At 68.3% G+C, this 15,648-nt stretch carries 10 protein-coding genes; 4 read left to right on the top strand and 6 right to left on the bottom strand.

Annotated elements, in window-relative coordinates; genetic code table 11:
- The first annotated feature begins 3 nt into the window (after positions 1 to 3).
- A complete protein-coding gene (locus tag IPK85_19645; GenBank protein ID MBK8249587.1) occupies positions 4 to 459 on the top strand; it encodes a hypothetical protein in 456 nt (151 codons plus the stop codon).
- Here IPK85_19645 and IPK85_19650 read toward each other — a convergent pair.
- Together IPK85_19650 and IPK85_19655 are read right to left on the bottom strand one after the other, a co-directional pair.
- On the bottom strand, positions 449 to 3,142 hold the full coding sequence (locus IPK85_19650; protein ID MBK8249588.1) for a hypothetical protein: 2,694 nt from the start codon (positions 3,140 to 3,142) through the stop codon (positions 449 to 451). The genes IPK85_19645 and IPK85_19650 overlap by 11 nt on opposite strands.
- Before the next feature lie 70 nt (positions 3,143 to 3,212).
- Positions 3,213 to 4,304, bottom strand: coding sequence for a hypothetical protein (locus IPK85_19655; protein ID MBK8249589.1), 1,092 nt, complete (start codon positions 4,302 to 4,304; stop codon positions 3,213 to 3,215).
- 240 nt (positions 4,305 to 4,544) lie between these two features.
- On the opposite strand from IPK85_19655, the gene IPK85_19660 reads away from it, so the two are divergent.
- Positions 4,545 to 5,156: a superoxide dismutase gene (locus IPK85_19660; protein ID MBK8249590.1), complete on the top strand. Its 612-nt coding sequence runs from the start codon at positions 4,545 to 4,547 to the stop codon at positions 5,154 to 5,156.
- Positions 5,157 to 5,195: 39 nt separating this feature from the next.
- On the opposite strand, the gene IPK85_19665 is transcribed toward IPK85_19660, so the two are convergent.
- The 4 genes from IPK85_19665 to IPK85_19680 form a co-directional block, all read right to left on the bottom strand.
- Complete coding sequence (locus IPK85_19665; GenBank protein MBK8249591.1) at positions 5,196 to 7,871, bottom strand: ABC transporter permease; 2,676 nt, start codon at positions 7,869 to 7,871, stop codon at positions 5,196 to 5,198.
- Positions 7,868 to 8,215: a PadR family transcriptional regulator gene (locus tag IPK85_19670; GenBank protein MBK8249592.1), complete on the bottom strand. Its 348-nt coding sequence runs from the start codon at positions 8,213 to 8,215 to the stop codon at positions 7,868 to 7,870. The genes IPK85_19665 and IPK85_19670 overlap by 4 nt, the downstream gene beginning before the upstream one ends.
- Positions 8,216 to 8,314: 99 nt before the next feature.
- Positions 8,315 to 10,285, bottom strand: coding sequence for a biosynthetic arginine decarboxylase (gene speA / locus IPK85_19675; protein ID MBK8249593.1), 1,971 nt, complete (start codon positions 10,283 to 10,285; stop codon positions 8,315 to 8,317).
- A 361-nt stretch (positions 10,286 to 10,646) separates the two neighbouring features.
- A complete protein-coding gene (locus tag IPK85_19680) occupies positions 10,647 to 13,466 on the bottom strand; it encodes a S9 family peptidase (protein ID MBK8249594.1) in 2,820 nt (939 codons plus the stop codon).
- 126 nt (positions 13,467 to 13,592) lie between these two features.
- Between IPK85_19680 and IPK85_19685 the strand changes: the two genes are divergently transcribed.
- Together IPK85_19685 and IPK85_19690 are read left to right on the top strand one after the other, a co-directional pair.
- On the top strand, positions 13,593 to 15,008 hold the full coding sequence (locus IPK85_19685) for an MBL fold metallo-hydrolase (protein ID MBK8249595.1): 1,416 nt from the start codon (positions 13,593 to 13,595) through the stop codon (positions 15,006 to 15,008).
- Positions 15,001 to 15,621 carry a DUF502 domain-containing protein gene (locus IPK85_19690; protein ID MBK8249596.1) on the top strand — a complete coding sequence of 207 codons (621 nt, stop codon included), beginning with the start codon at positions 15,001 to 15,003 and terminating at the stop codon, positions 15,619 to 15,621. The genes IPK85_19685 and IPK85_19690 overlap by 8 nt, the downstream gene beginning before the upstream one ends.
- The last annotated feature ends 27 nt before the right edge of the window (positions 15,622 to 15,648 follow it).

Below are 15,648 nucleotides of genomic sequence, written 5' to 3' on the forward strand. Positions count from 1 at the left end.
TACATGCGTTATTCATCCCTTGCCATCGCCGCCCTCGCGGTGATGGCCGTCGCCTGCAAGAAGAAGGACGCGGCACCAGCCGCCACGACGCCCCCCGTCGCTGCGGCCCCCGCACCGGTTGCGACGGTCACGGCGGTGGAGATCGGTCGGCACCTCGGCGAGAACAAGCGCGTCAGCGATACGACGAGCGTCTTTGCCCCGAAGGACACGCTCTACCTTGCCGTCGCCACGGAGAACACGGCCCCAGGTGCCATGCTGCTGGCCAAGTGGAGCTTCCAGACGGGACAGACGGTGGACTCCACCACGCAGGCCATCGCGGCCCCGGGCCCTGGCGCCATGGGCACGGTCTCCGAGTTTCACCTCGTGAAGCCGAGCGGCTGGCCGGTGGGCAAGTACAAGGTGGAAGTGTGGCTGGACGGGGCGTCGAAGGGGGTGAAGGAGTTCGAGGTCAAGCGTTAGGCAGCTCCCCGCGGCTCAACTCAATGGTCGCGACCGCGTACGGCGGGATGTCACACCGTACGCGGTCGCCGGAGACCGCGAGCACGCCGAGTGGCGTGTCATCGAGGCGGAGCCGCCGTGCGGCGGTCACGCCAGGAAGGGTGAGGGTTACTGGCCGGGGCCGGTCGGTGACATTCACCAGGCGCACGCGGAGTGTTCCCTCCCCCGCACCCGGACGCGTCCCCAACCACCGCACCCCATCTCCCACCACACGCACCCCCTCGACGTGGGTGGCCACCGGCAGGCGCATCGGTACGGCATAGGGCGGCACCAGGACATCGGCTGCCACCGACTCCACCGCCGCGTGGGTATCGGCGTGATCCCCTCCGTGCGGCAGGAGCGCGAGTGTGGCATGGAACGCTCCCCGCTGTTGGGCCGCCGGCACCGGCGCCGGATACCCGGCGTGTCCCGGGCGTTCCGGGAGGTCGGCGCGGCTCAGCTCTCCAACAGCGCGCAGCAGGGTAACCGCTACGGTCCCCTCCGGCGTCGCCTCGTACTCGGCCAACCCATCCGAATACACGGTGAGGCCACATCCCTCGGCGCGATCGCAACACGTCACAAACCGGTGGAGCGGCGCCGTGGCGGCGATGCGCTCCACGTCCCCGTCGTGCGGGAGCGGAGCGTGTGAGGGCCGTCGGACCGGGGCAAAGGCAGCATCCGCATGGTGAATCGCCCCCCCGCAGCCCGTGCGGATGACGGCCCGCAGCCGGTAGTCCTGTGCCGTGGACTCACCGTCGATCACGAGGCGCACCCACGGGACGCCGGCGTCGAGCTGCACGCGCACCGTGAGGTCGGTGGACGCCCGGCGGTGATGTGTGGTCTCCCCGGTGGGGTGTGACACGTCGCGCGCGGCGATGGGGACGCGCAGGCTCACGGTGAGTTCGGCGCGCAGCGGACCGCGCGACGTCACGCGCACGGACCTGACGACGGCCATCTCGTGGGTGCCAGGAATCGCAGAGTGTGTGTAGAGGTCGCCGCGTTCGCCCTGTGACTCAACGCCCAGGAGGTCACGCCACTCACCCCACGCCCCGCTAACGCACAGGCCGTACGAGGGATCCCACCGGACCGTGAAAAGCCCATTGTCCAGGGTCTGCTGCTCCACCCACACCGGCTGCGGGGCTTCCGCACGCCCCGCGCGCTCCACCACTTCCAGCGCGGTCACGCCGTGCGCGGGGATGTCCTCGCACCAGAGCAACACGCGATGCCGCTCCACCAGCCGTGTGACGGGATACCGCGTCGGTGCCTCGTCGCGCACGACGACGCGTTCGCTCGTCAGGCGCTGCATGGGGAGCGCCCGACCGCCGCGGTGCACGCTCCATCGCGGCACCTCACGCGGGGCCGCCGGCGCCGCTGCCCCGAATCCAATAGGGACCCGCGCCAGCGGCAGGTCGACGATCGCTTCCACCACCCCCGCACGGCGACGCGGCACCGGATTGCACAGCAGGAGTCGCGGCGGCTCGAGCCCGTCCGGGCGGTCGTCGGTGACCCCGGCCACCCTGCCTAACGCCTGTTCGCGGAGGGCGCGCGCACCGGCGTCCACGCGCGCGTTGCGGTCGTCCATGGCGACGGCGACGGCGTCGACCGAGCAGCCGCAGAGGGTATCATGTGGGTGGCTCGACAGCAGGAGCCGCCACAACCCATCGAGGGCGTCGCCACCGAGTGTCTCGCCCTGCCATGCGCACAAGGCAAGCCAGGGTTCAACATCCTGCGACAGGAGGCGCTCGAGCTGGGCATTCGTCCGCTTCTGGTGCGCCCGCGAGCCCATCGTGCCGCCCAGGGTCCAGACATAGGAAGGTGAGGCGCGGAGTTCACCGCGCACGCTCGGCAGCTGGGTGGTGGCCCCGAAGGCCACCTGCGCCTCGGCGAATCCTCGCAATCCTCCCATCGCGACCGTCGCCGGTTGTGCCGCGACCGACAGCGCGGCGCGCGCCTCGTCAAAGCCCTGCTGCAGGGCGTGGTGGTCGGCTCCATTGAGCACGAGCAGGTGCCCCGAACCACTCCGGGAGGCGAGGGTCTCGCGCAATTCCGCCCAGCGCGTCGCCATCGCCCCCGTTTCGGTCGGGAGCGACGAACCGAACTCGTACCCGGCCGACGGCAGGTGATGGAGCAACACCTCGTCACCCGCGGTGTTGCGCCACCGCGCCGCATCCCCCTCCGGCCACCCGCGCCCGCCGTACCCGCGCCAGAGGATGGCCATCGGTAGGCCGAACCCTGCGGCCAGGGTGGGTGCGGCGTCAGGGTGCCCGAAGGTATCCGGGCAATACAGCACGGGCGGTGCGCCGGCGCCGAGCCTGCCTAACGAGTCGCGCCCCAGCGCCAGGTTGCGAACCAGCGCCTCACCACCCGGGATGCTGTTGTCGGCGAGGACGTACCATGGCCCGGCCTCGAGCCAGCCGGCGCGCAACGCCGCGGCAACGCGCTGGCGTTGGTGCGGCGCCCAATCCAGGTAGTCCTCGAGGACGATCGCTTGACCGTCGAGGAGAGAGGGCTGGCGCCTCGCGAGGGCGGCATCCACCAGCGGGAGCAGCAAGACACGAAACGCCTCCGCCGTGCGGTACCACTCCCGGTCCCAGTGCGTGTGCGGCACCAGGTGCACGTGCAGGCGTTCGAGCGCTTGGCGCGGCGGATCTGGGAGTGGGGTCACGCGGCCCATCGGTCAGGATACACGACAGGATAGGCGGCGTTGCGATCACTCAACAGCCCCGAACCGGCGTTTAGCGAGGGATCCGGGCCCGGATGATCGTGGGCAGGTCGTCGTCATCAAGGGCGACAGCATGCAGCGCCCCGTCCCGGACGATCAGTCGTCCGAACGGCGCGAGGCGCGCCGCGACGCGTGCGGACCAGAGGTACTTCCCGTCCGGCGTAAACACGTCGAATTCGCTGCGCGTACTATCCGCGAGGACGCGGCGCGCCCAGAGGCGTGACTGGTCGTCGACAGCCAGTTGCTGAACGAATGCGAAGTGCCTGGGGATACGAGAGAAGTCGGCGTCGTGGCGCACCGCGCCGGATGTCAACTTCTCAAGTGCCTTAATCTCGGCGTTCCGGACTACCTCCGGGATCGGCGTCGCCGGGATTCGCCGCTCACCAGAAGCAACCACCACACCGTCCTCTCGGCGCTTCTCCACACGGTACTCATCCACGCCAGCCATCCCCCAGGAAAATCCCTGCGGGTCGAACGCAGAGCCAGCCGGAACCCGAAACGGATAGGTGCGATACTGCTTCCCGCCGTCCGCGCGCTCAATGGTGATGGTATTCGTTCGTCCCGGCGAAACCGCGACGCGCCGCGTCGGCATGGTATCGAGGACTCGCGCCGACAGATCCAGTCGCAGGGTGCGCGCCTCATCGTTCTGCGCGTTGACATTGAAGGCCATAACGCGAAGCCGCTTCTGGTCGTCGAAGACCCCCTCCCAGCGGAAGCCGTACATGTTCGCCGTGAAAGTATGGTGACGCTGGAAGGTCCCATCCCCGTTCAGCACGGTGAGTCGTGCATTCCCCGGATCGTTGACCCACACCGTGCCATCCGGCGCCGCGAGCAAGCCATTCGCGTTGCGGAACTCGCCGGGGCCGCTCCCCTTGCGCCCCGTCGTCCGTTCGAACGTCCCCACGGGCCCAAACACGTGCACCACCTGCTCCTTGAAGTCGAGCACGAAGGTCCGGCCGGCCAGGACGGTGAAATCCCGCAGTTCCCCGATCGGCTGCGCCGGCCCATCCTCCACCTCGATACGCAGGTCTATCTGCAGGTCGCGCACGCCCTGTCCGGCGAGGGTCAGCGGAATGAACAGGCCGCCCAGCAGAAGCCGATGCATTGCCACACTCCTTTAGGGGATCTCCTCCAGATTACCCCGGCCGTGGCGGTTGGCAAGATCGAGGGCCCCCACCCCTGCTTCCTGGGATGAGGCGCGGAGCGGTGCCAAGCCTCGGGGGTCGCACCCCGCCCACCGCTGCCCACTGCCGCTTGGCATCCCCGTCTGCCCTTCAGGCCAGCGCCACCTTGAGCCGTCCCGACGAATCAGGTACCCTCCCCTGTCCCCCTCGCCGGAACCGAAATGCCGCACACACTCGCCGCCCTCCCGTACGCCCACAATGCGCTCGAGCCGCACATCGACGCGCAGACGATGCAGATCCACCACGGCAAGCATCACCAGGCCTACGTGAACAACCTGAACGCCGCCCTGGACACCCACGCCGCCCTCCACGAGCGCCCCCTCGAGGCATTACTCGCCGACCTGGCCAATGTCCCCGAGGACATTCGCACCGCGGTCCGCAACAACGGCGGCGGCCACTGGAACCACACCCTGTTCTGGAACTCCATGGCGCCGAGCGCCGGCGGGGAGCCCACCGGGGCTCTGGCCGACGCGATCAATGCCGCCTTCGGCAACTTCGGGCGTTTCAAGGAAAAGTTCACGGCCGCCGGCACGGGGCGATTTGGGTCCGGCTGGGCCTGGCTCATCAAGGAACCGGCGGGCCTGCGCGTGGTCTCCACCGCCAACCAGGACAACCCGATCATGGAAGGCATTGCCCCGGGCCAGGTCCTGCTCGGGCTCGATGTGTGGGAGCACGCCTACTACCTCAAGTACCAGAACCGCCGTCCGGACTACATCGGCGCGTGGTGGAACGTGGTGAACTGGTCGGCCGTATCGGCGCGGTTCAACGGGTGATCCACCGCGGGCGAGGGGCTCTTGACCCCTCGCCCGACATCACTCGGCACGGAGCACACTGAGCGGGTCCATGCGACTCGCACGCCGCGAGGGACGCCATCCGGCCATCCCTCCTGCCGTCAGGGAGAGCAGCCCGGCCAACAGGTACGGCGCCGGATCGTGCGGCCCCACCTTGAACAGCAGGGGCGACAACGCGCCGCTCGCGGCCCAAGCCGCGATGAGCCCCACGCCGGCCCCCAACCCCACCGTGCCCAGGCTGCGCCGCATCATGTCGCGTTGCAGCCCCCCCGGCGTCGCGCCCAGGGCGAGCTTGACCCCGATTTCGTGCGCGCGATGGGTCGCATCGTACGCCGCCACGGTGTACAGGCCGAACCCCGCGAGCACCAGGGCCGCGATCCCGAACGCCGAGAGCAGCTGGGCCCCCACGCGAAACGGCCGGACCTGGGCGTCGACCTGCCCCGCGACAGACTGCACGCGGATCAGCCCGATGCGGCTGTCCTGACGCCGCGCGACGGCGAGGTGGGCCTCGAGGTCGGCCGACGCCCCCTGGACGCGCACCAGGATGGCCGATCCTCCGGCGTGGTCCCCCTGGGCGTGCGGGATGACAAACTGCGCACTGCGCTCGTCGTCCCCGATCGAGTACCGCCGGGTGTTGGCCATCACCCCAACGATCCGCACACACCCGGACTCCACGTCATCCCCGTAGTACAGGCACCGGCCGATCGGCTCGCCGCCCGGCGCCAGCGCCTGCGCCATCACCTCGTTCACCACCGCCACGCGCGCCGCCCCGCGCGTGTCCTCGTCGAGGAGCGCACGACCGCGCACCACCCGGACCCCGAGCGTGGCGAAGTACTCCGGATCCGCCTCGGTGAGCGACGGTTGCCCGTCGAGAAAGCGCGGGAGCGTGTCGGACTCGCCACGCACGCGGACCTGGCGGTTCATCCAGAACGGCACGGTGCTGCTCGCGGCCACCGACTGGACCAATGGGGTGGTCCGAAGCTGCCTCGCCAGGGCCTCCTGCACGGCGGCGCGCTCGGCCACCGGCACACGCGAGAGATCCGGGAACAGGGCGTAGAGTCCACGGGGGTCGAAGCCCAGTTCCACCCGGGTGGCGTTGAACAGGCTGCGCCCGAGCATGGTGGCGCCGACGAGCAGGGCGACGGAGACTGCGGCCTGGAGCGCCACCAGGCCGCTCCGAAGGGCGCCGGCGGAGGTTCCCGCACGCCCGGCCGTCGCAAAGCCGCCACCGAGGTCCCGCCGCCACAACACCGAGACCGGCGCCAGGCCCGCAAGCAGCCCCGCCCCCGTCGCCGCGACTAACGACACAAGGACGGCTCGGATGTCCAGGCGCGCAACGTCCAGGTCCGCCTCGGGAAGGATCAGGACGTGGAGCGTCCGCACGAGCGCAGCGGCCAACACCAGCCCGACCACGGCCCCGCCAAGGCCAAGTGCCCACCCTTCGAGGAGGTGCGCCCGCACCAGCCGCGCCCGGGAGACCCCGAGCGCGAGGCGTACACTCGTCTCGCGCCGACGGGCGGCCGCCCGATTCAACAACAGGGTCGCGACGTTCGCCGTCGCCATCGCCAGGAGGAGGGCACTCACCGCGAGCGGAAGGAAGGCGACCGCCACGCCCCCTCGCGTCCCCGGGCCACGTCCCGGGAGCACCGAACCGAGATGCACCACCGATGCGCGATCGAGCGGCGCCACCGCATGCAGGTCGCGATAGAGGGTCGTCGCTCGCTCGGCGGCGGCGGTAGGCGAGACACCGTCGCGCACACGGACCACGACATTCAGCCACTGCCACGAGGCATCCGTGACCCAGCGCCGATCGCCGCGCGCCCCGAACGGAGCACGCGAGTGCAGGGGGAGAAAGAGCTCGATCGCCGCGAGCCCAAGGCCGCGAAAGCCGCGCGGCATGACGCCTATCACGGTGAACCGCCGCCCGAGGATGTCGACGGACGCGCCGAGCACGTCCGACCGTCCCCCCAGTTCCTGCGTCCAGAACCCATGACTGACGATCACGACGTCGGCCCCACCTTCTTGCACCTCGGCGGGGGCAAAGGTGCGCCCCATGAACGGAGCGACCCCAACCACCCGGTAGAAGGCGTCATCGGTGACCATCGCCGACGCCTCGCGCAGGCTCTCGTCGCGGCCCAGGGTGACTCGGGTGGTGAACCATGCGCCGGCGTCCTGGAACACGTCGCGCGCTCCCTGGAGCGACCGGAAGTCCTGGTAGCTCCGGGTCTGCTGGACCACCGTCCCGCGGGACGGCACCTCGAAGGTGTGATACACGTGTCCCAGGCGGCCCGCATCGCGGATGTTGGGTGCCGGCCGGAACATCAGGCGGTCAACGAGGGAGAACATGCTCGCGCTCGCGGCGATCCCCACGGCCAGGATGGCGATGACCACCGCGGTGAAGGTGCGGTGCCGGATCAGGGAGCGCAGGGCGCCGCGGACATCGTCGGCGAGGGACTGCCAGGCGATCGCCGACCGTTCGCGGCCCACGGTGACGCGATCGAAGTGTCGCAACTCGTCACGGGCCGCGTCGACATCCCCGAACTCCTCGGCCGCGATCCGCTGGGCCTCCGCGAGGGGATACCCCTGCCGCTGGAGGTCGCCGGCACGCTGGGCCAGGTGAAAGGCGATCTCCTCGTCGATTTCCCGGGAGACGCGCCCCCAGTGCCGGGGGAGCACCAGCCAGCGGGGCCGCCTCACGCGGCCCCCCCGTCGGCATTGGCGATGAGCACCGCGCCTACCGCCGCCACGTATCGGCTCCAGCGATCGGTCTCCGTGCGCAGGAGGCGACGCCCGGTTGCGGTGAGCGCGTAGTACCGCGCGCGTCGGTTGTTCTCGGAGACCCCCCAGCTGCTCGACACGGCGCCGCGCGCCTCGAGCCGATGCAACGCGACGTACAGCGCCCGATCCTCGATGGTCAGCGCGTCCCGGCTGCTTTCGCGGATCCACCGGGCGACCGCGTACCCGTGTCGTTCGCCCCACAGGAGGGCCCGGAGCACGAGCACGTCCAGCGTGCCCTGCATCAGCTCGAGATCGTCCGCCATACCTTCCCCGGAAATGTTCCGGGGAGCAGGCTACAGTGAGTTGGGGCGTCCTGTCAAGCGCGAAGCCACCCCGACGGGCGTCGGGGCGACCGCGGCCCGCTAGCGGGCGGCCTCGCCCTCGAGGTAGGTGTATCCCTCGAGCCCGGCGACGTACTCGGCGATGAAGGTGTTCGCTTCCTGCCGGGTGAGGTCCCGGGCGTTCCCCACCTTGCGACGGAAGGTGGTGAGCAGGTCGGACGCCGTGAACTCGACGTAGTCGAGCACCTCGGTCACCGTGTCGCCGCGCACGAGGTGGGTGAGTTCGTACCCGGTGTCCGTAAGACGCACGTGCACCGCGTTGGTGTCGCCAAAGAGGTTGTGCAGGTCCCCCAGGATCTCCTGGTAGGCCCCCGTGAGGAAGATGCCCAGGATGTAGTCCTCCCCATCGCGGAAATGGTGCAGCTCCAGGCTGGGCTTCCCTTCCTTGCCCCCGACGAAGCGATCGATCTTGCCGTCGGAGTCGCAGGACATGTCCTGGATCGTCCCCCGGCGATCCGGGCGCTCATCCAGGCGATGAATGGGCATGATCGGGAACAGCTGGTCGATGGCCCAGCTGTCCGGCAGCGACTGGAAGAGCGAGAAATTGCAGAAGTAGCGGTCGACCCGGCTGGCCTCGACCTGGGGAATGATCTCCTCGAACCCCTTGCCGTTCTCCAGGACGACCTGGGCGATGCGCGCCATGGTCGCCATATACGTCGTCTCGGCAATCGCTCGGTCGCGGAGGGACAACACCCCGCTATTGAACAACTGTTGCGCCTTTTCCTTGTCGAACGAGGCGTCGTGGTAGATCTCGATGACCTTGCGCTTGGGCAGCTTTTTCTTTGCCAGCGTGCGGTAGTCCTCCACCATCTCGTGCAGCAGGATATGGTCGTCCTCAGTCAGCGACGGCTCCGTGAAGTGCCCCTGGGTCTCCACGTCGGTGACGCGGAGCAGCAAGAGGGCGTGGTGCGCGGTGAGGGCCCGGCCGGACTCGCTGATGATGTGCGGCATCGGGAGTTCGTTCTCCCGACACAGCTCAGCGAACGTGTAAATGACGTCGCTGGCGTATTCCTGCAGGGTGTAGTTGACGCTGGCCTGGTTGGTGGAGTTGGTCCCGTCGTAGTCGACCCCCAGCCCACCGCCCACGTCCACATGCGTGATCCCGATCCCCATCTTGTGCAGCTCGATGTAGAAACGGGAGATCTCCTGCAGCCCGGTCTTGATATACCGGATGTCGGTGATCTGCGAGCCGAGGTGGAAGTGCACCAGCTTGAGGATGTCGGCCTGGCCGAGCTCGCGCAGCCGATCGATGAGCTTCATGAGCTCGGCCGTATTGAGCCCGAACTTGCTCTTTTCGCCGCCGCTCTGCGCCCAACGCCCAGCGCCCTCGGAGGCGAGCTTGATGCGCACACCAGCGTTGGGACGAACCCCGAGGTCCTCCGCCGCCGCCAGGAGCACCTCGAGCTCGGAAAGCTGCTCGACAACAATGAACACATTGTGCCCGAGCTTTTGCCCCATGAGGGCGAGGCGCATGAACTCCTCGTCCTTGTAGCCGTTACACACAATGATGTGCTCGGTGCTCTCCGCCAGGCCGAGGACCGCCTGGAGCTCCGGCTTGGAGCCACACTCGAGCCCGACGCCATGTTTCTGGCCGAACTCGACGATTTCCTCCACCACGTGGCGCTGCTGGTTGACCTTGATGGGGTAGACCGTGGTGTACCCGCCGCCGTACTCCCACTCCTTCATGGCGGCGGCGAATCCCTCGCTCAGCGTCTCGATCCGTTTCTGGAGGATGTCCGAGAAACGGAAGAGGACCGGGAGCTGGATCCCCTGCGCCTCGAGGTCGACCGCCAGCTCGTACAAGTCGACGGCGCGTCCCGTGTGATTGGCGTCCGGTCGGACGACGACGCGTCCCTGCGGGTTGATATCGAAGAAGCCGGCGCCCCATCCCTCGATGTTGTAGAGGGCGCGGGCGTCCTCCACGGTCCAGGTGGGAGCCGGAGCTTCTGGGGCGGCCGCCGGTGGCGTCGCAGTGGGTCGAGTGCTGGTCATGGCGCGCAATAAGGTAGGGCGGCGGGGCTGCTGATGGTACCGTCCCGTCGGTCACAGGTCCTCTGACCTTTACCGCCGCGAATCCGCGCGCAAGGGATAGGCGTATTTCCTGGACTCACCTTCCCCACCGACTCGACGACGCTCGCGCGCGGGCGTTACCTGTCCACCGCGACCGCCAAGTGCACGGAGTGCCACGGGGAAGACCTTGGAGGCAAGCTCGCCATGGAGGCCGGTCCGGTGGGCACCATGTATGGCCCAAACCTAACGAGTGGCGCCGGCGCCTTGGCGACTACCCGCACACAAACGGTACGCGGGCCCAGACATGCGCCCGGGCCCGCCTCGACGTCGGCGTGCGACGCGGCTACGGAATAATCTTGCGGTTCAGTTGGTCCCGACCCTTCTCCACCGCCGGAATCCCCCGCACCATCCACTCCGGCGCCGGCTCGCCCTTGAGCTTGTTGGCAAAGAACTGCTGCATGCGCATGTCGATGTCCTTCTGGTTGGCACGCTTGCGCGGATTGTGGCCGTCGCCATTGTAGTTGAGCATATACACCTCCTTCTTCAGGCGACGCAGTCCCACGAACAACTCGATCCCCTGGTACCACGGCACCGCACCATCGGCGTCATTGTGCATGAACAGCACCGGGGTGGTTACACGATCCAGATGGAAGAGCGGCGAGTTTTCGATGTAGCGCACCGGCGCCTCCCACAACGACCCGCCGATCCGGCTCTGGGTCTTCTCATACTGGAAGGCGCGGGCCATCCCCGATTCCCAGCGAATGCCGCCATAGGCACTGGTCATGTTTGCCACAGGGGCATTGGGCACGGCGGCCGCGAACATGTTGGTCTGTGTGATCAAGTACGCACTCTGGTAGCCGCCCCAGCTCTGTCCGGCGATCCCGATCGCCTTCGGGTTCACGAACCCCCGCGCGATCAGTGATTGCACCCCCGGGACGATCGACTTTACGGCACTGGGGCCGGGCCACCCGATTTCGTAGGTGATGTCGGGGAAGAAGACGAGGTACCCGAGCGACGTGTACACCGACGGGTTGACGACATTGCGCCCGGTGGGCGCGTTGTAGTTGTGGAGGCCGTCGGAGAGCATCTCGTAGTAGTACACCACCATCGGATATTTCTTGTTGGCGTCGAAGTCCTCAGGCTTGTAGAGCAGCCCCTTGAGGGTCTCCCCATCGCCACTCGTCCACCGCACTAACTCAACGGTGGGCCAGGCATAGTCCCGCTGCTGCGGATTGGCGTCCGTGATGCGCGTGGTCCCGGCCAGCGTGGTTCCGGTCCACAGGTTGGGGAATTCCGCGACGGTCTGCTGCGTCAGCAGGTACTGCTCCGCCTTTCGTGCCCGGGATGGATTCCCGTAGTTGCGGTCGCCAAAGACCAGCCGTTCCGGTGCCGTGTTGGCCGCGAGGGATTCGCGGTAGAACCCCGATCCCTTGGTCTCATCGTTGAACGCGCGCAGCAGCAGCGGTTGCGCCGGATCGATGAACCGGTCATCCGGATCGGTGTCGACGACGCGGAAGGTCGTCGTGGCACGGACGCCCGCGGAATCCGTCACCATGCGGGGCGCCCGGACGCCCGCCGGATCGAGCTCCCAAATATCCCATCGGTCGTAGACCAGGAGTGACCGGTCATCCCGCGTCCAGCCGCCGAGTCCCCAGGCGGGAGCGGTACTCGGCGAGTCGTGGGTTTCCTGGTCGAACCGCACCCCCTTCAGCGCCGCGGTGAGCGACTTCACCTGACCTGTTGCCACCGTGTAGGCATGCCACTGCCCTTCGGCAAACCAGGTCACGTACTTCGCGCCCGGCGAGAGCTGAGCATTGAACTCCAGGCGCTTCGCGACCGGCGACTGCTTTCCCGTCACGAGGTCGGTGAGGTAGACGTCATTGCCGCCTTCCCCCCACATCGCCTCCACCGCGTACGGCGTATTGGTCGAGAGGAGGGCCACCCGGGCATCGTCGCTCACCGTGGCTTGCGGCAGGTCGTCGGTGGTCACGCGCATCGTCTTGCGGGTGCGCAACGCGTGGACGGCCACCCAGGTCCGGTCGCGATCCCGCGCCACCGTGAGCTTCTGCGCTGGCTGCAGGCGGTCGTCTTCCCAGTGCCACAGGTCGAAGATTGCCTTGTCGGACAGGGAGTCGGTGGGAATCGTGTCGGCCGGCGGATGCCCGATTGCGAACACAATCGCCGATCCGTCGCGTGTGAACTCCGTTCGTCCGCGATCGCTCGGACTGAGACCATCCACCGATCCGGGCGCGGCCACGAGGGTCGCCGTCGGCGTCCGCACGCCGGCGTGGTACAGGGCGAAGCGCGGCTTCGCCGCCTTGAACTCTTCGCGATTCGACACAAACGCCACCTGCGTCGCCGCGCGATCCATCACGAGCGACTTGTAGTCCCCTTCCCCGGCCATCAGCGTTGCCGTCTGCTTTGTCGCGAGCGTGCGAAGGTAGGCACCATCGGACTGCGGGGTGCGCGACGCGACCGTGTACGCCACGTACCGCGCGCTGTCGTCCACCGTGTACGACGTCACGTCGCCGATCCGGTCCTCCGTGCCGTCGCGCATGTTGCGTATCACCAGGGTTGATCCATAGTCGCGACGACGCCGACTGATGGAATCCGCGACCGCACGCACCGCCGATGAGTCCCGCGGGGCGTCGGGTTCGAGCAGGTACACCAGGTACTGGCCCGACTCGCGCGCGAGGCGGAATGAGCGCACGCGAGGCACCTGCGTAACCTGGCCACTCGCGAGATCCATCACTGAGAGCGACGCTCGCGGCTGTTGTGCGGCCGGACGTCGCGCGCGTCGCGCGGCGTCGAACTCCGCCATCGGGGCATAGGCGAGAAACACCGCGTAGCGAGAATCCACCGTGACCTGGGCCGGCACCGCGACAAACGGGGAGTCGACCCTCACCGTATTCACTGGCCGGCCGGTCCAACCGCGCGGCGCACGATATTCGGTCGTCCCCTGCGTGGCGCGGACGACGACTTCGCCGTCGCCGACGACCGGAGTGAGCGTGTACACGGCCCACTTGCCATCCGCGGACAGCGCCGCGCCCTGGATCTGCTTCCAGCTGTCGTATGTGTCCTGGGTGAGGGCACGTTTCCCCTGCGCGGCGACCCCCAGCGGGGTCAGCAGGCAGATGGTCCAACGGACAAACGTCGCGCGCATGGGCAACTTCTCCTCACAGGAAGGGAACGGGCAGACCGCTGGTTGCGCCGACGCGGATCGACCAACTTTACGGCCGCACGCGAACGGAACGCATCACACCACGCCCGCGTTGCGGGAGGGGGCGAAGTGCTACTCAAGCGATTTTACCACGAGGGGCTCGCGCAGGCGAGTTACCTGCTGGGGTGCCAGAGGACCGGCGAGGCGATCGTCATCGACCCGAACCGCGATCCCGCCCCATACCTGGCCGCCGCCGCCGCCGAGGGAATGCGGATCACCCAGGTCACGGAGACGCACATCCACGCCGATTACCTGTCGGGGAGCCGCGAGTTGGCCCATGCGGCAGGGGCCCGGTTGCTCCTGAGCGCCATGGGAACCGCCGACTGGCAGTACGCCTTTGCCGCCGCGGACGGCGCCCGCCTGCTTCGCCACGGGGACGAAATCCGCGTGGGGAACCTGCGCCTGGACGTGGTGCACACCCCCGGGCACACGCCGGAGCACATCGTGTTCGTGTGCACGGATACGCCAGCGAGTGCGCACCCGGTGGGGGTCTTCTCCGGCGACTTCCTCTTCGTCGGTGACGTCGGCCGCCCCGACCTGCTGGAGCGCGCGGCCAACGTCGCCGGCACCATGCGCGCGGGAGCGGCGCAGCTCTTCGACTCCATCCAGGCGTTTACGGCAACGTATCCGGACTTCCTGCAAGTCTGGCCCGGACACGGGTCGGGATCGGCGTGCGGAAAGGCGTTAGGCGCCGTCCCATCCACCACACTCGGGTATGAAAAGGTGGCCAACTGGGCGCTGCGCCACTCGGATCGCGCAGCGTTCATCGAGGCGGTGCTGCACGGACAGCCGGACCCGCCACGCTACTTCGCCATGATGAAGCGGCTCAACAAGGAAGGGCCGCGCATCCTCGGCGCGCGGCCGCTCCCCCTGCCACGTCCCGCGTCGGCGTTGCATGCGGCCTTGGCCAGCGGACATCGCGTCATCGACATCCGGCCCGCGGCCGCGTACGCCGAACGGCACGTTCGCGGCACCATCAACATCCCGTTCAACACGTCGTTCGTCACCTGGGCGGGGTGGTTGGTGCCGTACGACCAGCCGTTCCACCTCCTCACCGACGGCGGGGACGCCAGCGCACAGTCCGCCGTCGCCGAACTGGCGATGATCGGGCTCGACGACTGCTCTGGATGGTTTGGTCAGGACGCCCTCGCGGCGGCGACCGCGACCATTCCGCAGGTGGACGCATCCGCCCTGCATGCCAGTACCGGCGCGCAGGTCGTGGACGTTCGCGCGGTGGATGAATACGAGGTCGGACACCTCGCCGGGGCCACGCACATCCCGCTCGGCCGACTGGAAGCGCGGCTTGGGGAGCTGGATGCCGCACGTCCGGTCGTGCTCCAGTGCCAGGGCGGCGGGCGGTCGTCCATTGCTGCGAGCCTCCTCGAAGCCCGCGGTTTCACCAACGTCGCGAACCTGGCCGGTGGCTACACCGCGTGGGTCGCTGCGGGCCTCCCCGTCGAAAGCGTGCCAGGGATCCATGCCTGATCCCGGCCAACGGCCCGCCGGACGTCCCGTGTCCCGGACGCGCAGCGCGGGTCGACGACTCGTCGGCTACTTCTTCCGCGGGTTGGTGTTCCTCACCCCGGTCGCCATCACGTTGTATGTGGTGGTGCTCGTCCTGCGCACCGTCGACGGGTGGCTGGGCCTCCCGGTCCCCGGCGCCGGTTTCGTGGTCACCGTCGCGCTCGTCACGCTGTTCGGGTTCCTGGCCTCGGGGTTCATCACTCGAAGCCTCGTCGCCGCGCTCGACGACGTGATGGAGCGCCTCCCCTTCGTCCGGTTGCTCTACTCGTCCATCCGGGACTTTGTGAACGCCTTCGTCGGGGAGAAGCGGCGGTTCGACAAGCCGGTTGTCGTGAAGCTCTTCGACAACAGCTCCGCCCACGCCCTCGGGTTCGTCACGCAGGAATCGCTGGAGCAGCTCGGATTGGCGGAATGGATCAGCGTGTACATGCCCCACTCATACAACTTCTCGGGCCAGATGTACGTGTTTCCGCGGGAGTCCGTCCGGCGCCTGGAGGCGTCCAGTTCCGATGTGATGGCCTTTGTGGTTTCGGGGGGCGTCACCGAGGTCCCGCAAGTTGACCCCAAATCGTGACGTGCCCACCCCGCGCCCGTGAGGGGA

The sequence above is a fragment of the Gemmatimonadota bacterium genome (assembly GCA_016712265.1).
Lineage (GTDB): Bacteria > Gemmatimonadota > Gemmatimonadetes > Gemmatimonadales > Gemmatimonadaceae > RBC101.